This is a genomic window from Streptomyces sp. NPDC048825 (assembly GCF_043198355.1).
Lineage (GTDB): Bacteria > Actinomycetota > Actinomycetes > Streptomycetales > Streptomycetaceae > Streptomyces > Streptomyces xiangluensis.
Genome location: NZ_JBICUR010000010.1, coordinates 307,081 through 325,161, shown reverse-complemented (window position 1 = coordinate 325,161; position 18,081 = coordinate 307,081). Strand labels below are relative to the sequence as shown.

The following is an 18,081-nucleotide window of genomic DNA, read 5'->3' as shown; positions in this document are numbered from 1 at the left end:
ACGGCGCTGACCTGATCCGCTTTCAGGGACCGGTCCAGGCACCAACGTCAGGTCGTCACCTTCAGTGTCTGTCCTGCTTGAGCCGGTCCTGGGCCTGGCTCGCGATGACGGCGGCCTGGATGCGCCGCTCGACACCGAGCTTGGCCAGTAGGCGTCAGATGTGGTTCTTGACGTCTTCTGGGCGAGGTAGAGCCGCTGGCCGATCTGCCGGTTGGTCAGGCCCTCGCCGATCAGCGCGAGAATCTCCCGCCCGCGGTCGGTCAGCCCCGAGACACGTGAGGTTCCTCCTCCTGCTGCGGGCCACCGCGCAGCCGGGCCATCAACTTGGTGGTTGCGCTCGGGTCGAGGAGGGACTGGCCCCGGGCCACCGTTCGGACGGCCTAGACAAGGTCCGAGCCCTGGATCTGCTTGAGCACGCAGCCGGACGCCCCGGCCATGATCGATTCCAGCAGGGCCTCCTCGTCGTCGAACGAGGTCAGCATCAGGCAGGCCAGGTCGGGCATGCGCGAGCGCAGTTCCCTGCACACGGTCACTCCGTCCCCGTCGGGCAGACGCACGTCGAGTACGGCGACCTGTGGACGCAGCGCGGGGACGCGGACGAGGGCCTGCTCGACGATGCCGGCCTCACCGACCACGGTGATGTCCAGCTCGTCGTTCAGCAGGTCGCGCACTCCGCGGCGCACCAACCTCGTGGGCGTCCAGCAAGAAGACCTGGATCCGGGTGCCGGGGTCGTTCCGGTCGCTCTCCGCAGTCCTCTGCTCCTGTCCCGCGTGATCCGCCGACGTCCGCACACGGACGCGGTCGGCTTCCCTGTTCGAGATCTTGCTCGCCTCCGGGCCGAAGGACCAGGGCCGGTCGGCCCAGTCTTCCACGGTCTCCTGTGGCCGACGGCTACCCGTCGCGGTCGGGTCCCGAACCGATGAGACGAACTGCCGTGGTGCGGGGCCGCCGGTCCTTGATGAGGCCGGGCTCTCGCGCTGGCGGTATGGAGTTCCTGTGGTGGCACTGAAACGGAGCTGCGACGCTGAAGATATGAGCGAGCACCGGTCCAGGGCCCGGCGACGTCCCTTCGGCGTGGCGGCCGCTGCGCTGGCGCTGTACGGGGTCTTTCTGCGGCCGCGGGTGCTGACCTGGGGCACGACGCACGACGAAGCTGAACGCGGCTTCCCCGGCGATGACCTCATCCCCGAGGCCGACGGCTCCTCGACCATGGCCACGACCCTGCCGGCGCCGCCCGAGGAAGTCTGGGCCTGGCTGCAGCAGATGGGCTGCAACCGCGGCGGCTGGTACAGCTGGGACCGCCTGGACAACGGCGGACGCCCGAGCGCGCAACGCATCGTCCCGGAGTGGCAGCGCCTGGAGCAGGGGCAGCACCTGGACTCCCTGCCGAGCAGCGACGCCTGGTTCACCGTCGCGGTCCTGGAACCGGAGCGGACACTGGTGCTGCGCTCACAGACCCAGCTCCCGTCGGGGCACCCCTTCGACGAGCGGTACGGCCCGCTGCCCAGGGCGTACATCGACTCGATCTGGGGCTTCCACCTCCGGCCGGAATCCGGCGGAAGGACCCGGCTCATCGTCCGCGCCCGGGCCCACAGCCGCCCGCGGCTCCTCACTCGGCCCATGGATGTGCTGTTCTGGGAACCCGCTCACCTGATCATGCAGACCCGCCAGTTCCACAATCTGCGCACGCGCGTCAGTGCGGAGGCATGAATCCGGGGAGGCCGCCGAGGCACTGCACCCGCGGACCGACCTCGTGCGGATCATCGTGGAACAGGCGATACGCGCGCCGTCCTCGCACAACATGCAGCCTGGCTCGTGGTCAACTCTGCGCGGACAAGACGTACAGCAGCCGCATGGTCTGCGCCTACCTCCGCAGGGCGCGGTATCCGGTACGTGATCACGGATAAGAAGGAGCGCAAGGCCGCCCTTTGCGCCGGGGTTCATAGGCGGGCGGCCCAGACTCTTCGTTCCCTTACGAGCGCCGGGTTGGTGCGTGCGGGACGGCGATCGCCTGTTTGTACAAGTGGTGCGCCCACACCTGCAGGCCGAGACTGGCCTCCACATACGCGCGGGCGGCAGCCACCTCCTCAGTGGCGTGCTCCTTGAGCGCCATGGCGCGGCCGTGACGCTCTTCGACCTGCTCACGGATGATCCCGCAGAGTATCCCGGTCAGTTCGTCCGCGGAGCCGGCATCGAGGGCATGCTCAGCAGCCGGGATTACCGGCCCGACATTGAGACCGGCCGGCTTCAGCCCCGTGAAGGGAGCGCCTTCACCGGCGCGGTGTACGCGGACGACCGTCTCGAAGAACCAGCGGTCGGCCACTTCCTGTGCCTCCCGGCCGAGCGTCCGCGCCTTGGCCGTGAGACTGAACGCTTCACGGACTTCTGGTTCGCCTTCTTCAGGCACGTAGGGCAGGACCTGGTCGATATCCCTTCCTTCCATGGCTTTGCGCGCGGCCGTGACGACGGGACCGTCGAGAGAATCACAGTGCGGTGGCATCGTCGATCACCTCTTTTGCGGCTCATCTCCATCCTCGACCCGCCAGGCGCGAGCGGGAGAGATACGACCCCTCGGGCGGCGAAGGGCGAGGGCCGCCGTAGCAGCCCTCGCCCGGCCCCTGCTCGCGGTGTGAGCGGCCATGTCGGCTAGGCCTTGTGCTCGGTCAGGACGTGGGTCAGTGAGCGTGGCCGTCCTCGGCGTGCCCGGTCTGTTCGTCACCGCCTGCGGGAACGGTGGCGCTCGGAGAAGTCTCAGGTGCTGGCGTCTTGGTACCGGTGTCCTCGCTGTGGCTGTCCTCGGTGTGCGTGTCGCCGCTGGTCGTTTCCTCGCCGTGGCTATGGCCTGCGCCGCCGCCTGGCTCCTTGGCCATGTCGGCGGCGAACCCGCGCAGCCCGATGAAGGCCACACCAGCCGTGAGAAGCTCACCGCGCTGTCCCGGCCGTGGACGGCGCGGGTTCGTTGGGGGCCCTGTTCTTGAGAGCCACGGGCGCGGCACTGCGATGGAACAGTGCAGCGGCGGCCAGAGTGAGGCCGGCCAGCCACGCGACGGCGATCAGCAGGGGGCCTGTCTCGTCGAAGCCGGGGGTGAGGGCGGCGTCGATGAGGACGCGGCCGGAGCCGTAGCCGGGCAGCGCGTGCGCCCAGTCGGGCGGGGCGGAGCGGAGCATGGGGCTCTGCTCGATACCCAGATCCAGAAAGGGGACGAGGAAGGCGATCAGGATGCCGCCGACGCGTCCGAAGAGGGGGCCGAGCAGGACGCCGATGAGGCCGTAGGTGAGTGCGATGAGGACGCTGGCGGCGATGTAGCGGGGCCAGTTGCGGGCGTCGAAGACGGTGGCCGTGACCGAGAGGGAGGCAGCGGTGGTCACCAGCGCGCCCAGGGCGACGATGCTCAGGCGGGAGGCGAGCAGGGCGGTGGGGCGGAAGCCGGCCAGAGACAGGCGCCGGTCGCCGCTGCGGGCGTCCAGGACGGTGAACACGCCGACGAGGGTGGCCAGCGAGCCGATGGCGATGGGGGCCATGGTGCCGCCGTGGATGTCGGGCAGCCACGCCTGCTGGTCGAGCGTGCTGCCGTTCTCGCGCACGGTCAGGGTCGTGTTCTCCTGCGGGGTGGTGGCCACCGCCAGGAGGACGAAGACGACGGGGACGGCGATCAGGAGGGCCCACAGCACCCGGTTGCGTCCGGCCTCGCGCAGGCCCATCCGTACCCCGGCGGCCAGCTGGGCCCGCACCGAGCCGGGCGGGGCACGTCGGCGTGCATGGCGGGTGCGGCTGGTGGCGGTGATGACTGTCCAGGCCGCGGTGAGGGCGGCTGCCGTCCAGGTCAGTGCCCAGCCGAGGTCGCCGAGGCGTCCGCCGTGGCCGGAGGGCAGGTCCACCATCCACAGCGTGACGAAGTGGGTGGGCAGGACGCGGGTGAGGGGCCGGTCGGCGGCGCCGAGGACGGGGCCGAAGAAGACGTCGATGATCCATAGGAACAGCACCAGCACGGTTCCGTTGACCGGGTTGGCGACGAGGGCCCCGATCAGGGGGCCGATCGCCAGGTAGATCACCGCGTACATCACCGTTCCGGCCACGACCCGCCCCGGTGCATCACCCAGTCCCGTGCGCGCGGCGAGCGCCACCAGGGCCGCGGCTGCGGAGAGAAGCGCCAGAGTCAGGCCGGTGGCCATGCGGGCGGCCACGAGCCGGACGGGGGCGAGGCCAGCCAGGACCAGGCGGCGGTCGGCGGCGCGCGCGGCGCGCAGTTGGAAGTACATGGCGATGGCGGCGATGAAACCGGCGGCCCATCCGGCGGTGGCGGTCTGCACCGCGGGGCCGCCCGGTCCGCCCAGCAGCTCTGCGGTGTCGGCCAGGGGGCGGGAGGCCACCACGACGAACACCACCGGCACCAGCACGAGCACGAGCAGGTTCACCGGTGTGCGCACGGCGTCGGTCAGGAAACGCCGGGTGAGCAGCACGGTCATCGTGGCACCGCCCGTCCGTCGCGGAGCTTGATGATGCGGTCGAAGCGTTCCTCGTCGGTGACGAAGTGGCTGATGATCAGCACTGACCGGCCCGCCTGGCGGCGTTGGGCGACCAGGTCCCAGAACTTCAGGTAGGTGTCGAAGTCGAAGCCGGCGTAGGGCTCGTCCAGCAGCAGCACGTCCGGGTCGGCCAGCAGCGCCAGGCCCAGGTTCAGCTTGGACAGGGTGCCGCCGGACAGCCGGTCGGCGCGGGTGGTGGCGTAGCGGTCGAAGCCGAGCTGGGTGTAGATGCGGGCGCGGGAGGCGCGCTCGGCCCGTTCGGTCAGGCCGTAGGCGCGGCCGAACAGTTCGAAGTGTTCGTCGCAGGTGAGGCGTTCGTAGACCACGGGCTCTTGCGGGCAGTAGCCGATCCGCCCGTTGCGGGTGATGGTGCCGGTGTCGGCGGCCAGGTCCCCGACCAGGATCTTCATCAGAGTGCTCTTGCCGGAGCCGTTCTCCCCGACCAGGCCGACCACCTCACCTGCCGCCAGTTCCAGGTCCACGCCGTGCAGCACCGGGGTGCGGCGCCGGGCTGGCCAGATTCCGCGCCGGTACTCCTTGGCGACCCCTGACGCCTGGAGCACCACGTCTGGGGCGGTCGCCGCAGAGGCCGGGGCTACGGCGTCGGAAGCTGTGCCGGCCTGCGGTGGCCTGGCCACATTGCTGGTCATGGTGTCCTCCGAGCCGTATGCCGTGCCCGGCCGGGTGTATCGCGCAGGGTGTCGGCGACGGCCCAGGTCAGGGCGGCGGCGATGGTGGTGGTGCCCCACAGCCCCCAGGCTGCGGCGGACGCGTCGTCGACCAGGAGCGCTGGCAGGGCGAGCACACCGGCGATCAGCAGGGTCAGGGTGGCTTCCGGGGAGGGCCCGCCCTGGCGGTGTACCTGGACGGCGCAGACCGCGACGCTCAGAAGGCCGACGGCGGTCAGGATCCAGGTCAGCGCCGTCATCGCGCTCACCTCCGCGTGGTGGGCTGTTCCGGTCCTCGGACTTCTGTGGGGGCCCGGCTGTGAGGGGTCGGCCGGTGGCGCAGCTTCGGCCAGAACGCTGGTGTCCGTGCCGCGTAGGCGGTCCACTGCTCAGCGAACCGGGCGGCGACCTCGCGTTCTTCGCTGCGGGCCAGCCGCAGATACACGTACACCAGGACCGGGAACATGAGCAGGGTCGGGATGGTGGGCCACTGCAGCAGGAAGCCGATCACGATGAGCAGGAAGCCGTCGTACTGCGGGTGGCGCACCCACGCGTACGGGCCGGTGCTGGCGAGTTCGTCGTGCTGGGCGGCGGTGTGCAGGTGCTTCCAGGCGGTGGCGATCAGCCAGAACCCGGCGCCTATGGCGACGTAGCTGGCCAGGTGGAAGGGGCTGAGGTGCGGGTCGCCCTGCCAGCTGGTCAGGTCGTTCCACAGGTGGCCGCCTGCGTGGGTGTCCTTCAGCAGGGGGAAGCTGGAGCCGAGCCAGCTGCCCAGCAGGTAGACGGTCAGCGGGATGCCGTACATCTCAGTGAACAGCGCGACGAGGAAGGCGCTGTAGGCGCCCATCGCGCGCCAGTCCCGCTTCGACTTGGGGTGGAAGAAGCTGGCCGCGAACACCACGAACAGAAGGGTGTTGAGGACGACCAGCGGCCACAGTCCGTATGCGGCGTCAGCCATGACGTCCTCCCACACGATGGGTCGGGGCGGCAGGGGTGCGGTGCTGCCTGCGGGCGATGCCGCTCATGCGGCGCCGGTAGGCGTCCGCGTCGACGCGGTGGTGGTGAAGGCGAAGGCCCACCAGCCACCGTTCGGCTTCCTCCGGTGCCGCGTGCCGTCCGCGCAGGCGGGCCAGCGGCGAACGGCGCGCCTCGTCGGGGGTGATCAGGCGGGCGATGTCGTAGACGATGCTCGCCAGGATCAGCGCTCCGGCCAGCGAGGCGAGCAGCGCGGCCATGGCGCTCACCCCCTGCCCGAGCCGGGGCGGTCAGGGCCGCCCGGGCCCGGTGTGGTGGTCGTGCTTGTGCAAGGGGTCTCCCCTGCTCGAAGAGCTTGGGGAAGTGTCCTCGTCCCGGTCGTCGCGATGCTGGTCGTGACCGCCGTGCGTGTCCTGGCCGTGCATGCTGCGCATCATGAAGAACATCATCAGCGGGCAGGCCGCGACGAGGGCGAGCCAGACGAGGCTTTCCAGCGACGCGCCGACGATCAGGGCTCCGACCAAGACGATCGCGGCGGCGAGGGCGTACATGCCGTAGTTGCGCTTGTCGTTCATCACAGGCCTCCTTCTGCGGAGGGCCAAGGCCGTAACGGGGTGCGGCCATGTTCAGGATTTGGTGAGAGGGCCGGCGTGCAGGGCGCTCAGGCGGCGCCGGTACACCTCTTCGTTGATCTCCCCGCGGGCGAACCGCTCAGCGAGGATCTGCTGCGGTGTGGGTGCGGCGGGGATGTGGGGGTGGGCGTGTTCGTGGGGCCGGTTGACGGCACGGAAGACCAGAACAAGGGCCGTGATGATCAGCGCCCAGAACAGGACCATGCCGACCGACATCCCGAACCAGCCCCACCCGCTCATACCGTGGGCGTACCAGAACATCATCGCCACTCACCTGCTTCGGCTCGTTTCGGCGGCTGGTGCGGGCCGCGGAGCCCGCCGCTCGGGCGGGCTGCTGCTTACCTCTATTGTTCCCCCGCGCGGACGGTGGTCTCGGGCCGGACGGTCCAGGACCTGTGGGCCGTTCAGCCCCTACTCGGCAGGGGCACTTCGGCGCGGGGTGGGGGACGATGCCCGAGTTCCCGAGTAACGGGTGGCGCTGCGTTCGCGGTGGACTACGCGCGCGTCCGGGCCGAAACGGTGACGATCCACCAAATCGTTGGCAGCATCCGGCGTCACCGTCACAAGGCCCTGGGCGATCAGCAGGATGCCGGTTTCGTCGAAGCCGGGGATGCGTCGGTGGGGACGCGGCCGGCGCCGTTGCCCGGCAGGGCGTGAGCAGGCTGGCTGGTTTGGCGAAAACCGGTTTACGCGTCCGGTGGTGCCGGCTGTGCGAGTACAGGTCCTAGGCGAAAAGCTGGAAGAACGGGGGGAAGGTTCCGAGGACCCCCAGGGCGATAAGTACGAGGCTGATGACGAGGGCACGCACGGTCTCGAACGGCTTGTTGTGCAGTACGGCGTACAGGACGCCCCAAGCCAGCAGCCACACGATCACGGCCAGGACGGTCTTGCCGGACACCAGTCCGGCGTGGCCGAGGGCAGCGCCCCGGGCCGACAGTCCTGCCTCCGACAGCGGCACGTCCAGCGCGTCGGCGGAAAGGAAGCCGCCCAGCGGCCCTCCGACCTGGAGAGCGGCCAGCTCGGCGCCGTCCTTCAGGCCACCTCCCAGCTCGGTGACGATCCGCCGCACCGGCGTGCCCAACTCGACCTCGTAGCAACCAGGCCGGGCGAACCGCTCGGAGAGGCAGACCAGCTTGGTCCCCGTCTCGGCGGGCGTGCCGCGCCGGGCGTACGCCTCGCCGCCATGCCGGACGATCCACGGCACGGCCGCCAGGGTCTCCACGTTGTTGACCACGGTCGGCGCATCCCACAGCCCGCGCTCGGTTGGGTAAGGCGGGCGCGGCCGGGCGCATCCCCGATCGCCCTCCAACCCGCGATCAGCGCGGTCTCTTCACCGGCGACGTAGGAGCCGGCGCCCTCGACGACGTGGAGGTCCAGGGACGTGGCCGTTCCGTGCACCGACGGTCCGAGACAGCCATCGGCGTACGCCTGGCGCACCGCTTTCCGCATCCGGGCCAGAGCGGCCGGGTATTCGGAGCGCACCAGCACGACGCCGCGGCGGGCGCCGCACGCGAAACAGGCCAGGGCCAGCCCCTCCAGCACGCGCCCCGGGTCGGCCTCCATCAGCAGCCTGTCGGCGTACGCACCCGGATCGCCTTCGTCGCCGTTGGCGACGACCACTGTGTCGGGTGCGCGGCCGGCCGCCTCCCATTTCGCTGCGACTCGGAAACCAGCGCCGCCCCGCCCGCGGAGCCCGGATGCCGCTACTTGCCCAAGGACTTCCTGCGGACTGCCGGCCAGAACCGCCCTCGACCACATCTGCCACGCAGGCTCGCCGAAGAGCACACCGCCCAGCAGGACGGGGTCACCCGTGTCGTCGGTGGCCGGGATCTCCGTCGCCGACGGTGGCGCCTGCCCGGCGAGCTGACGGGCGAGGTCCGGACCTGTGCAGGGCACATCGCCGTCGAGCGCGGCGGGTCCTGCGTAGCAATAGCCCAGGCAACGTACGGTTTGCAGAGAGGCGTCCTGGTCCACAGTGACGCAGCCCGCGGACACGCCCAACTCGTGTTCCACCTCGGCGAGGTGCCGTCCGGCCCGCGCGGCGAAGCATGCCGTCGCGACGCAGACTCGGACATGACGGCGGCCCTGCGGGGTGGCGAGGTCCGCGTAGTAAGTGGCCGGTCCGAGCGCGGCGGCAGCGGGAAGTCCGACACGGGCCGCGACAGACGGCGCCCAGCTCCCGGGGCCGTCCGCAGTTCCTGCCCTGGCCTCAACCAGCGACTCGGTCAACCGGTCTCCAGGCCGCCCGCGCCTGTCGGCCAGGGCGCGGAACGCGTCGAAACGGTCGGCAGGACCGACGGGAACCATGCCTTCATCGTCGAGGCATCGGGACGCAGCCGCATCCCGGCACCGGCGCACTCGGTCCGATGGTCGCGGTGACGATCACCTACAACGTCATCGAGGCGGTCGTCGCCATCACAGCCGGCACTCTCGCGTCGTCCGCCACCCTGATGGGCTTCGGCCTGGACTCGGTCATCGAGGTCTCCTCCTCCTCCGCCGCTGCGGTGGCCTGATCCTGCAACGCCGCCCTCGGCTGGCCCTGGGCCGACCCATTGCCGCCCTCGTCATCGCCGCTGTTGCCACCAAGGAAGGTCACGACGCCTGGCAGGGCAAGGGCTGCTGCGCGCCCTCCGCTGCGGCGGTCCCGACCATTGAAACGAAGACGGACGGTGCGTGCGGCTGCCGCCCCAGCTGCAACGGACCGTCCCCAGAGGCCCAGAGGGCCCCGGAGTCGAACGCGCGAGCCGCACGGTGTCCGGAACAGCGCAGTGTCCGGACAGGACGGACCGGCGACGGATCAGGCCTCACGCGCGTCCTCGTCGACGCAGCGCGCGGAGGAGCTTCGGGATGGCGCCTCCGATGACGAGGGCCGCCAAGGGCAGGACGACATCGGACCACGGGTCGCGGATGGGCTTGTAGATGGCGGTGCCGTCGCGGATCTCGATGTATCCCAGGGGCTTGGCACCGGCTCCTCCTCCGCCGCCTCCGCCTTCGCCGGTCTTGGTGGCGCCGACCTCCCGTCCGGCGCCGCCCCCGAAGCCGAAGCCGACCTCGGCGACCGGGATGACGGTGACACCCTCGGCGGTGATGGGCTCGCCGTAGACGGCGGTCACCGAGGCGCGGCCGCCGAGTTTGTCGGCGAGGCGTTCCAGGAGCCTGACGGAGGCGTGGGCGGCCGACAGGTCCGTGTCCGGCAGGCGCGCCGGCATGGCCTCGTGCTGGGGGCCGGTCATGACGCGCCTCCCTGGGGGCGCTCGGCCGTGCCGAGGATGTGGGTGGCGGCCGGGGAGGGCAAGCGGGTCTCGGGGAAAGCGAACTTCTCCACCGAGGTGAGGGTGAACCCGGCGGCGGTGATGGCCGACTGGGTGTCGCGGCCCGTGTGGCAGCCACCCATCAGCAGGGGCCAGACGGTGGCGTCCACGGCGCGCTGCACGCGGCGCATGCCAGGTGAGTCGGCGCGTACGTGCTCGAAGAAGCGGAGCTCTCCGCCGGGTCGTAGGACGCGGTGGAGGTCGGCGAGTGCGGCGTGCGGGTCGGCCACCGAGCACAGGGTCAGACAGACGACGGCCGCGTCGAACGAAGCGTCTGGGACGGGCAGTTGCTCGGCGATCCCGTCAATCACCTCCACGGGCACCGGGGCTGTGCAGACGGCCCGCTCGGCCAGGGCGCGCAGGTTCGGCTCCGGTTCGACGGCCAGCACCCGCTTCACGCCCGGCGGGTAGTGGGGGAAGTTAAGTCCGTTGCCGGCACCGATCTCGATGACCTCGCCGGTGAGGCCGGCCAGCAGGTTGGTGCGGTGCTCGGTGATGCCGGCCTTGTCCAGGGCGGGGCCGGCGACCTTGGCGTAGAAGCGGGCGAAGAGCGGATGGTGCCTGGTCGGCGGGGCGGTCTGTGTGGTCATGGCGGGTCACCGTCCTCCTCGACAGAGTTCCCCTGAGAGCTACTATGCTTGGCGGAGGTACTACATAGTGAAGTCACTTCACGATATGCCCGAGGGGGCCGTTTCCGCCAGCGTCTCACTTGACCGGCTCTTCGAGCTGGCCGAGGTGCTCGGCTCGATGATGGAGCGCGGGGTTGCCGCGCACGGCCTGACCCGGGCGCGGGCCGGCCTGCTGTGGGCGCTGTTCCACGACGGGCCGATGACCCAGCGGGCGCTGGCCGGACAGCTGGGGGTCACCCCGCGCAACGTCACCGGACTGATCGACGCCCTGGAGGCCGACGGACTGGTGGCCCGCACCCCCCACCCCGCCGACCGGCGTGCCACGTTGGTCTCCCTCACTGAATCGGGCCGCGCCCTGACCGCCGGATTGCGCGAGGGGCGGGATGAGCTGGCTGTGGAGCTGTTCGGGGACATGCCCGCCGCGCAGCTGGCCGCGATCTACGACGGACTGGAGACGGTGATCACTCGGCTGCGGACGATCGACCAGGCGAGCCGATAGGCCACCGCGCACAGCCCGCGGTGCGCGGCGGCGTGGAGCCCCCACCGGGCTGGGACTTCTGCCTGGCTACCCACGTCGGCCAGTTCGCCGCGTAGCCGCCCTTCGCCTCTCCGCCACGTCTCCGACGGCCCGGGTGGACGGCTGGCGGGGCGCCGGAGGCTGATGACGGCTGCGCCCGGACTTGCAACCGGTACCCAGGTACAGGTTTACCGTCGGAGATGTCCCCGACCGCACCGGTCGGGGACATCTCCGACGGGAGTGGTCACCATGGCGACCTGGGTACCGCGGTCCTGCACACTGCCCATCATCGAGCAGCCGCTGCGGGTCGCGGAGTTCGACGCGTTGTTCGCCGAGCGGCTGACTGGCTTTTCCCGGCCTGACCGGCTGCGGCTGCAGCTGGTGCTCACCGGCGGGCCGGGCGTGGAGGAGACGGTGCGCGACCTGGTGGCCCGTGAGAGCGGCTGCTGCTCGTTCTTCACCTTCACCGTCAGCCCCGGCCCGGAGTGGATCTGTCTGGATGTCGAGGTGGACGGCGCGTACGAGGGCGTCCTGGACGCCCTGCAGGAGCGGGCTGCGGTGGCCGTCGGCCGGGACCTGCCGTGAGCGCCGTTGGCATGCGCAGCGGTCAGGTCGCGGATGCGGCCGGGGTGAACATCCAGACCTTGCGCTACTACGAGCGACGGGGCCTGCTGGCCGAGCCCGACCGCAGTCCCGGCGGGCACCGCCTCTACGGCGAGGAGGCGGTCACCGTGCTGCGGGTGATCAAGGCGGCCCAGCGCCTGGGGTTCACCCTCGAGGAGGTCGCTGAGCTGCTGGAGGCCGGCCGCCACCGGCATGGCCGCCGTGTCGCGGGACTCCAGGAGCGCGCCGTGGCCAAGCTCGCCGAGGTTGACGCGAAGATCGCCGATCTGTACACCATCCGCGCCGCCCTGCTCAGCGCCGTCGAGGTCGGGTGTGACGACCTGACCGTGTGCGCATCGATGCCCTCCTGCCCTTTGCCGTTCACCGAGCTTGCCGAGGAGAACCGCCATGCCGGCCCGTGCTGCTGACCCCGCCGTGCGGCGCACATCAAGGCGCTGGCGTCGCCGTCGGTGTCTACCGCCTGTGGCGCGACGGCGGCTTCGCCGTCGGCGCCCTCCTCGCCGGGATCCTCGCCGACGCATACGGCATCACCACCGCCATCTGGGCCGTCGCCGCCCTCACCGCCGCCTCCGGCCTGATGGTCGCGGTCCGCATGTACGAAACACACCCCCGCTCATGACGGGCTGTACCTCACGTTCTTCCTGTGACAGCAGGGCGAGGAAATGGACAACGGACAGGCGCCCACCCTGTCCGTAACCTCGGCGATAAGTCCCTGTCCTGGCCCTCGGTCACGAAGCGCTGGGCGTGCCTCGCCGGGTGTCATACCGCGATCATTAGCCGACCGGAGCCTGGCCCCGATCGTCTCTTCTCCGGCTTTGCGAGGTTGAGTGATGCGTCGTCATCCGTGACATGGGCCACCTGTTCCGTAGGAAATGATCTTGATAAGCGCGGGATGACTCCTTCACAAGACCGTCCATATCCCCTGACCAGTCCATTCCGTCGGTTCCCGAAGGGGAGAAGCTGGCGGCGGAACTCGGTGGCCCGTCCCTGTACGCGCACCTGGACGTCAGCACGGCGGACGGCCGGCAGACGGTGGTGGCGGAGACGGAGCGGGAACTGGGCCCGGTCTCGGTGCTGGTCAACAACGCCGGGATCCTCGAGTGGGGGACCATCGAGGAACTCAAGAGCCAACTGGGCACCTCACACGACCTCGTCGATGCTCCCGTCCGCCTCCTGTGGGCCCGGGTGCACCTGACAGCTGACAGGGCAGACATCGAGGCGCTCGTCTGCCTCCAGCGCCGGATACACGACGAGACCCTGAACGAACTGGCCAACCGCCAACGCCAGTACCACGCAGAAGAACTGCACCGAGCCCTGTCCACGTCGCCCACACTGGCGCTCGCCAACTGGCTCATCCACCAACCCCAAGGCCGCCGACTGAAACACCATCGACGCCCTGAGCCAGCTGACACGAGAAATCGCTGCCTACGCCCCGCATACCGCTTGGGTCCAAGTCGCCCACCTGCTCCAGACCTTCCTGCAGGACCTCGACACGCCCGCCCGCATGAACCTCGTCGACAGCCTCGCCCAGATCTTCACCCGCTACGACCAGCCGCAACTTGCCGACCAACTGGGCTCCATCGCAACGGAGATACAGAAGAAGAAAGCAGGGAGTCAGGAGACGGACAACGAGTCACGGCGAAAGCATGTGCAACGAACCCCTGCCGAGGTCGACGAGAGCAGCGGTCGGCGGCTCTGTCGCATCCGACCAATCCCGCCCCGAGAGAAGCATCGCGGGTCAGGCGAGAAGGTCACGAACGAGCAACGGTCCCCGGCTATCACTGAGACACTTGCCCGCTCAGTACGCAGTTGATCAAACTGGTGCCCCACCTGGATGTTGGTGAGACAGGAGGGGATCAGAGACATGCGAGCTGTTCATAACGCATCCCGCGCCGCCCTCGCCCTCGCCCAACTCGGCTTCCAGGTCAAGGAGATGCTCGGCGGCTTCGAGTACTGGGTGTGCGAGGGCTTCGAGTTCGAGACCTGGGAGGGGCACGAGCGGCGTAAGCCCGACGTGTTGACCGCACCGGCCGACGCGGCGGACTGTGGCTGCTGAACGCTCTGCGGCGTATGGGACTCATGGGTGACACCGCCATTTCCGTGTCACCCGGTGCGTGTAGCTTCTCCCGCATGGTGAGTCACGTGGATCAAGGTGCGGTCGAGTGGGTGGAGTCCGGCGGTGGGCCCCTCATAGCGATCCCGGAGGTGGTGCTGCCGTTCTGGACGGGGGCGGACGGCGTCGAGTTGGCGTCCGACTACGACCGGGCCTGTGACGTGGACGGCTACATCGGTCTGCTTCCGGTCGGCAACACCACGGCCCTCGTCCTCGGCGACGATCCCGCCTCGACCGCCTATCTGCCCGAGCACGGCACCTTCGTACGGTGGTGCGCCGCGGAGTCGGAGAGGCAGTTGCTGGCCGGTGTTCCGGCGGCGCTCGACGCGGCGGTGTGGCAGCGGGAGGTCCACTGGGACATCCCGGGAGCCGTGGTCCTGTTCGACGCGGCGTGGCCCGGTAACGACGCCGAGAAGGCGGGGCATCTGCGGATCGCACTGGAAGCCGGGCGGTACACGGTCCGGGCGGCGTATGCGGAGCCCGGGCCCGAGACATGGCTGGGGCTGGTCCAACTGCGGCAGGTCGCTCCGCTGGGTTGAGCGGTGGGGTTCGTTTTGGGTGCGGGTGCGTTGTGGTTGCTCGCGCCCCGCGGCGGAGCCGCTGATGTCACAGCCCCGCGCCCCTCGGTGGTTGTGGGTGCGGGGCCGTGGGCCGGTGCGTCAGCCCGTCGCCAACAGGGCATACGGCTCTTCCGCTTCCACAGGGCGCGGGTGGGCCGAGACAGAACCTACGCGACGGGCATACAACGCACCGGCCCACGTCCCCTCCCGCCGGTGGGAGGCTGCGGGTAGTTGGGGGTGCGGGCCGTGTCCGCGGCCGGCCGCGGAATAATCATGTGCGGGCCAGGCGCTCCCCCAACCATCATGGTCCGCCATGCCCCAACTCCCGCACCCCACCGCCGAATCGCTGCGCCGCGACCCCTTGCCGCTGCGCGGCCGTACCGCCCTCGTCACCGGCGCCAGCAGACGCGGAGGCATCGGCTACGCCGTGGCCCGGCGGCTCGCCGCGTACGGAGCGAGTCTGTATCTGCACCACCATGTGCCGCACGACGCCACCATGCCCTGGGGCGCCGACCGTCCCGAGGCGGTGGCCGAGGGCGTGCGCGAGGCGCTCGGGGACCCGGAGGCGCGGGTGGTCGACGGTCCGGGCGACCTGTCCGACCCGGCCGTGCCCGCCGAACTGGTCGCACGGGCCGCGGACGCGCTCGGCGGACGTATCGACATCCTCGTCGCCAACCACGCGCTGAGCGGCTACGACGGCACCCTCGACGAGATCGACACCGCGATGCTCGACGCCCACTGGGCGGTCGACACCCGCTCGGTGCTGCTGCTCATCCAGGCCTACGCCCGGATGCGGGCCGCTCTCCCGCCGCGCACCCCGGGCGGGCGCGTGGTGATGATGACCTCCGGGCAGGACATCGCGGGCGGCATGCCGGGCGAGATCGCGTACGCCCTCCAGAAGGGCGCCCTCGCCTCGATCACCCGCACCCTGTCAACCGCTCTCGCCGACCTCGCCGTCACCGTGAACGCCGTTAACCCCGGCCCCGTGGACACGGACTACATGACCGGCGACGACTACGCGGCCATCGCCGCGATGTTCCCGGCCGGCCGCTGGGGCATGCCCGACGATCCCGCCCGCCTCATCTCCTGGCTCGCCACGGACGAGGCCGAGTGGATCACCGGACAGGTCGTCGACTCGGTGGGCGGGTTCCGGCAGTGGGAGGCTCGTCCCATGTGATGCCTGCCTGACGCCGACCTGCGTACGTGCTGCCGAGGGAAGACCTCGGCAGCACGTACGCGCCCACCGGCCGTCAGAGCTGGGAGAGCTCGTCCACCAGGTCGTCCAAGCCCAGCGACCCCTGCGACAGCGCCGCCATGTGCCAGGCCTTGGCGTCGAAGGCGTCGCCATGGCGGCGGCGTGCGTTCTCGCGGCCCAACAGCCAGGCACGTTCGCCGAGTTTGTAGCCGATGGCCTGGCCGGGGATGCAGAGATAGCGGGTGAGCTCGCTCTCCACGAAGTCCGCGGGGCGGCTGCTGTGCGCGCCGAAGAACTCCTGGGCCAGCTCGGGCGTCCAGCGTTCGCCCGCGTGGAAGGGCGAGTCCGCCGGAATCTCCAGCTCCAGGTGCATGCCGATGTCGACGATGACGCGGGCCGCGCGCATCATCTGGGCGTCCAGATAGCCGAGCCGCTGCTCGGCGTCGGTGAGGAAGCCGAGCTCGTCCATGAGCCGCTCCGCGTACAGCGCCCAGCCCTCGCAGTTGGCGCTCACGCCGCCCACGGTGGCCTGGTAGCGGGAGAGGTTCCCGGCCACGTGCACCCACTGCGCCAGCTGGAGGTGATGGCCGGGGACGCCCTCGTGGTACCAGGTCGACACCAGGTCGTACACCGGGAAGCGGGTCTGCCCCATCGTCGGCAGCCACGTACAGCCGGGGCGTGAGAAGTCCTCGGACGGTGGCGTGTAGTACGGGGCCGCCGCGCTGCCCGGTGGGGCGATGCGGGACTCCACCTTCCGTACCCGCTCGGCGAGTTCGAAGTGCGTGCCGTCGAGCGCCTCGATCGCCTGGTCCATCAGGCCCTGCAGCCACTCACGGACCTCGTCGACGCCCTCGATGTGCCGGCCGTGCTCATCGAGGTGCGCGAGCGCCACCCACGGTGTCTCGGCGCCGGGCAGCACCTTCTCGGCCTCGGTCTTCATCTCGGCGAGCAGGCGGTGGTACTCGGACCAGCCGTATGCGTACGCCTCGTCGAGGTCCAGATCCGTACCGTTGAAGTAGCGGGACCAGCGCGCGTACCGCTCGCGGCCCACGGTGTTCGGCGAGCCCTCGATCGTGGGCGCGTACACCTCGCGCATCCAGTCGCGCAGTTCGACGACGGCCGCGGTCGCCGAGCGGGCGGCCTCGTCCAGTTCCGTACGCAGGGAGTCGGGACCTGCCGACGCGAAGTCCTCGAACCAGCCGCGGCCCGAACCGTCCGTGTCCGACCACTCGGTGAGCTGGCCGATGAAGGTCGCGGTGGGGCGGGGGCCGGCGTACAGCTTGCGCTCCAGGCCGAGGGCGAGGGATTCGCGGTATCCGGCCAGCGCGGTGGGCACCGCGCGCAGCCGCTGGGCGATCGCGGCCCAGTCCTCGTCCGTCTGGGCCGGAGTCACGGTGAACACCTCGCGCACCGAGTGCGCGACCGTGGCCAGGTTGCCGACAGACCGCAGCCCCTCGTCGGACTCGTGCACGGCGAGTTCGGCGGTCAGCCGCTCGCGCAGCAGACGTCCGCAGCGGCGCTCGATGTCGCTGTCCGCACCCGGCTGCCGCTCCGCCTCGTCGAGCCTCGCGAGCGTCGCCCGCGCCAGCTCGGCGAGCGCCTCCTGACCGGCGGGCGAGGTGTCGGGCAACCTGCTGGAACTCTCCTTCACGCCGAGATACGTACCGGTGACCGGGTCGAGGGCGATGAGGTCGTCGACGTATGCGTCGGCGACCTCGCGGGGCAGCGGGCTCTTCGTCTCTGACATGCGGACATCCTCATACGGGGAGACCATGCGCGTCAGCCGGATATACGGGAGCCGTGCGCGTCAGCCCGGTTCCACGCCGGTCGTGCGCGGGGCGGGCGGCAGCAGTGGTCCGCACTCCCATTGCTGGAAGATCAACCGCGTCTCGACACGGGCCACTTCGCGCCGCGAGGTGAACTCGTCGAGGACCAGCCGCTGCAGATCCGCCATGTCCGCCACCGCGACATGGACGAGATAGTCGTCGGGGCCCGTGAGATGGAAGACGGTACGGGACTCCGGCAGCGCCCGGATCCGCTCCACGAACGGCCCCACCAGCTCCCGCCGATGCGGCCTGACCTGCACGGACAGCAGCGCCTCAAGGCCCCGCCCCAGCTTGGCCGGGTCGAGCCGCAGCTGATGGCCGAGGATGACGCCCGCCCGGCGCAGCCGCGTCACCCGGTCCAGGCAGGTCGAGGGTGCGACGCCGATCTGCGCGGCGAGGTCGCGATAGGTGGCCCGTGCGTCGTTCTGCAACAGCCGCAGAAGATGGAGGTCCACCGGATCGAGTACGACGGATTCGGCCATCGCCCGAACGTAGCACGGGAT

Annotated in this window: 22 protein-coding genes and 5 pseudogenes; 10 read left to right on the top strand and 17 right to left on the bottom strand. The window is 70.4% G+C overall.

What is annotated here, in order from left to right:
- Positions 1–61: 61 nt before the first annotated feature.
- Positions 62–717: pseudogene (locus ACGFNK_RS25085) on the bottom strand (response regulator).
- A 316-nt stretch (positions 718–1,033) separates the two neighbouring features.
- Here ACGFNK_RS25085 and ACGFNK_RS25080 point away from each other — a divergent pair.
- Positions 1,034–1,711, top strand: coding sequence for a hypothetical protein (locus ACGFNK_RS25080; protein WP_393419359.1), 678 nt, complete (start codon positions 1,034–1,036; stop codon positions 1,709–1,711).
- Positions 1,712–1,973: 262 nt separating this feature from the next.
- Here the strand turns inward: ACGFNK_RS25080 and ACGFNK_RS25075 are convergent, their stop codons facing one another.
- The 11 genes and pseudogenes from ACGFNK_RS25075 to ACGFNK_RS25025 form a co-directional block, all read right to left on the bottom strand.
- The gene (locus ACGFNK_RS25075) at positions 1,974–2,501 is read right to left on the bottom strand and encodes a DUF6448 family protein (protein ID WP_393419357.1); all 528 of its coding nucleotides are present in this window, start codon (positions 2,499–2,501) and stop codon (positions 1,974–1,976) included.
- Between the two features lie 175 nt (positions 2,502–2,676).
- Entirely contained in the window at positions 2,677–2,907 is a 231-nt protein-coding gene (locus ACGFNK_RS25070) for a hypothetical protein (RefSeq protein ID WP_393419355.1), read from the bottom strand.
- Positions 2,908–2,923: 16 nt separating this feature from the next.
- On the bottom strand, positions 2,924–4,468 hold the full coding sequence (locus ACGFNK_RS25065; protein ID WP_393419353.1) for an ABC transporter permease: 1,545 nt from the start codon (positions 4,466–4,468) through the stop codon (positions 2,924–2,926).
- The gene (locus ACGFNK_RS25060) at positions 4,465–5,178 is read right to left on the bottom strand and encodes an ABC transporter ATP-binding protein (protein WP_393419351.1); all 714 of its coding nucleotides are present in this window, start codon (positions 5,176–5,178) and stop codon (positions 4,465–4,467) included. Before ACGFNK_RS25060 ends, ACGFNK_RS25065 begins: the two co-directional genes overlap by 4 nt.
- Positions 5,175–5,456 (bottom strand): hypothetical protein, encoded by a 282-nt coding sequence (locus tag ACGFNK_RS25055; protein ID WP_393419349.1) that lies wholly within the window; start codon positions 5,454–5,456, stop codon positions 5,175–5,177. Before ACGFNK_RS25055 ends, ACGFNK_RS25060 begins: the two co-directional genes overlap by 4 nt.
- Positions 5,457–5,461: 5 nt before the next feature.
- Complete coding sequence (locus ACGFNK_RS25050) at positions 5,462–6,154, bottom strand: methyltransferase family protein (RefSeq protein ID WP_393419347.1); 693 nt, start codon at positions 6,152–6,154, stop codon at positions 5,462–5,464.
- Positions 6,147–6,431, bottom strand: coding sequence for a hypothetical protein (locus ACGFNK_RS25045; RefSeq protein WP_393419345.1), 285 nt, complete (start codon positions 6,429–6,431; stop codon positions 6,147–6,149). Before ACGFNK_RS25045 ends, ACGFNK_RS25050 begins: the two co-directional genes overlap by 8 nt.
- A gap of 30 nt (positions 6,432–6,461) precedes the next feature.
- Positions 6,462–6,746: a DUF2933 domain-containing protein gene (locus ACGFNK_RS25040; RefSeq protein ID WP_393419343.1), complete on the bottom strand. Its 285-nt coding sequence runs from the start codon at positions 6,744–6,746 to the stop codon at positions 6,462–6,464.
- Between the two features lie 51 nt (positions 6,747–6,797).
- A complete protein-coding gene (locus ACGFNK_RS25035; protein ID WP_393419341.1) occupies positions 6,798–7,067 on the bottom strand; it encodes an SHOCT domain-containing protein in 270 nt (89 codons plus the stop codon).
- 460 nt (positions 7,068–7,527) lie between these two features.
- Positions 7,528–8,037 (bottom strand): SLBB domain-containing protein, encoded by a 510-nt coding sequence (locus tag ACGFNK_RS25030; protein WP_393419428.1) that lies wholly within the window; start codon positions 8,035–8,037, stop codon positions 7,528–7,530.
- A gap of 137 nt (positions 8,038–8,174) precedes the next feature.
- Positions 8,175–9,110 (bottom strand): annotated as a pseudogene (locus tag ACGFNK_RS25025) (NAD(P)H-dependent oxidoreductase subunit E); the annotation flags it as partial.
- A gap of 17 nt (positions 9,111–9,127) precedes the next feature.
- Between ACGFNK_RS25025 and ACGFNK_RS25020 the strand changes: the two are divergent.
- Positions 9,128–9,501 (top strand): annotated as a pseudogene (locus ACGFNK_RS25020) (hypothetical protein); the annotation flags it as partial.
- 106 nt (positions 9,502–9,607) lie between these two features.
- On the opposite strand, the gene ACGFNK_RS25015 reads toward ACGFNK_RS25020, so the two are convergent.
- Together ACGFNK_RS25015 and ACGFNK_RS25010 are read right to left on the bottom strand one after the other, a co-directional pair.
- Positions 9,608–10,036: a spore germination protein GerW family protein gene (locus ACGFNK_RS25015; protein WP_393419339.1), complete on the bottom strand. Its 429-nt coding sequence runs from the start codon at positions 10,034–10,036 to the stop codon at positions 9,608–9,610.
- Complete coding sequence (locus ACGFNK_RS25010; protein WP_393419337.1) at positions 10,033–10,704, bottom strand: class I SAM-dependent methyltransferase; 672 nt, start codon at positions 10,702–10,704, stop codon at positions 10,033–10,035. The genes ACGFNK_RS25015 and ACGFNK_RS25010 overlap by 4 nt, the downstream gene beginning before the upstream one ends.
- Before the next feature lie 85 nt (positions 10,705–10,789).
- On the opposite strand from ACGFNK_RS25010, the gene ACGFNK_RS25005 reads away from it, so the two are divergent.
- The 5 genes and pseudogenes from ACGFNK_RS25005 to ACGFNK_RS24985 form a co-directional block, all read left to right on the top strand.
- The gene (locus ACGFNK_RS25005) at positions 10,790–11,242 is read left to right on the top strand and encodes a MarR family winged helix-turn-helix transcriptional regulator (RefSeq protein WP_393419335.1); all 453 of its coding nucleotides are present in this window, start codon (positions 10,790–10,792) and stop codon (positions 11,240–11,242) included.
- A 267-nt stretch (positions 11,243–11,509) separates the two neighbouring features.
- A complete protein-coding gene (locus ACGFNK_RS25000) occupies positions 11,510–11,845 on the top strand; it encodes a hypothetical protein (RefSeq protein WP_393419333.1) in 336 nt (111 codons plus the stop codon).
- Positions 11,842–12,291: a MerR family transcriptional regulator gene (locus ACGFNK_RS24995; RefSeq protein WP_393419331.1), complete on the top strand. Its 450-nt coding sequence runs from the start codon at positions 11,842–11,844 to the stop codon at positions 12,289–12,291. The genes ACGFNK_RS25000 and ACGFNK_RS24995 overlap by 4 nt, the downstream gene beginning before the upstream one ends.
- Positions 12,282–12,503: a hypothetical protein gene (locus tag ACGFNK_RS24990; RefSeq protein WP_393419329.1), complete on the top strand. Its 222-nt coding sequence runs from the start codon at positions 12,282–12,284 to the stop codon at positions 12,501–12,503. The genes ACGFNK_RS24995 and ACGFNK_RS24990 overlap by 10 nt, the downstream gene beginning before the upstream one ends.
- Before the next feature lie 296 nt (positions 12,504–12,799).
- Positions 12,800–13,003 (top strand): annotated as a pseudogene (locus tag ACGFNK_RS24985) (SDR family NAD(P)-dependent oxidoreductase); the annotation flags it as partial.
- Positions 13,004–13,235: 232 nt separating this feature from the next.
- Here the strand turns inward: ACGFNK_RS24985 and ACGFNK_RS24980 are convergent.
- Positions 13,236–13,454, bottom strand: coding sequence for a hypothetical protein (locus ACGFNK_RS24980; RefSeq protein WP_393419327.1), 219 nt, complete (start codon positions 13,452–13,454; stop codon positions 13,236–13,238).
- A 306-nt stretch (positions 13,455–13,760) separates the two neighbouring features.
- Between ACGFNK_RS24980 and ACGFNK_RS24975 the strand changes: the two are divergent.
- The 3 genes and pseudogenes from ACGFNK_RS24975 to ACGFNK_RS24965 all read left to right on the top strand — a co-directional run.
- Positions 13,761–13,940, top strand: a pseudogene (locus ACGFNK_RS24975) (rhodanese-like domain-containing protein); the annotation flags it as partial.
- A 74-nt stretch (positions 13,941–14,014) separates the two neighbouring features.
- Positions 14,015–14,536, top strand: coding sequence for an immunity 21 family protein (locus ACGFNK_RS24970; protein ID WP_393419325.1), 522 nt, complete (start codon positions 14,015–14,017; stop codon positions 14,534–14,536).
- Between the two features lie 334 nt (positions 14,537–14,870).
- Positions 14,871–15,734 carry an SDR family oxidoreductase gene (locus ACGFNK_RS24965; RefSeq protein WP_393419323.1) on the top strand — a complete coding sequence of 288 codons (864 nt, stop codon included), beginning with the start codon at positions 14,871–14,873 and terminating at the stop codon, positions 15,732–15,734.
- A gap of 73 nt (positions 15,735–15,807) precedes the next feature.
- Here the strand turns inward: ACGFNK_RS24965 and ACGFNK_RS24960 are convergent, their stop codons facing one another.
- Together ACGFNK_RS24960 and ACGFNK_RS24955 are read right to left on the bottom strand one after the other, a co-directional pair.
- The gene (locus tag ACGFNK_RS24960; RefSeq protein WP_393419321.1) at positions 15,808–17,499 is read right to left on the bottom strand and encodes a DUF885 domain-containing protein; all 1,692 of its coding nucleotides are present in this window, start codon (positions 17,497–17,499) and stop codon (positions 15,808–15,810) included.
- Positions 17,500–17,559: 60 nt separating this feature from the next.
- Entirely contained in the window at positions 17,560–18,060 is a 501-nt protein-coding gene (locus tag ACGFNK_RS24955) for an Lrp/AsnC family transcriptional regulator (protein WP_393419319.1), read from the bottom strand.
- Between the last annotated feature and the right edge of the window lie 21 nt (positions 18,061–18,081).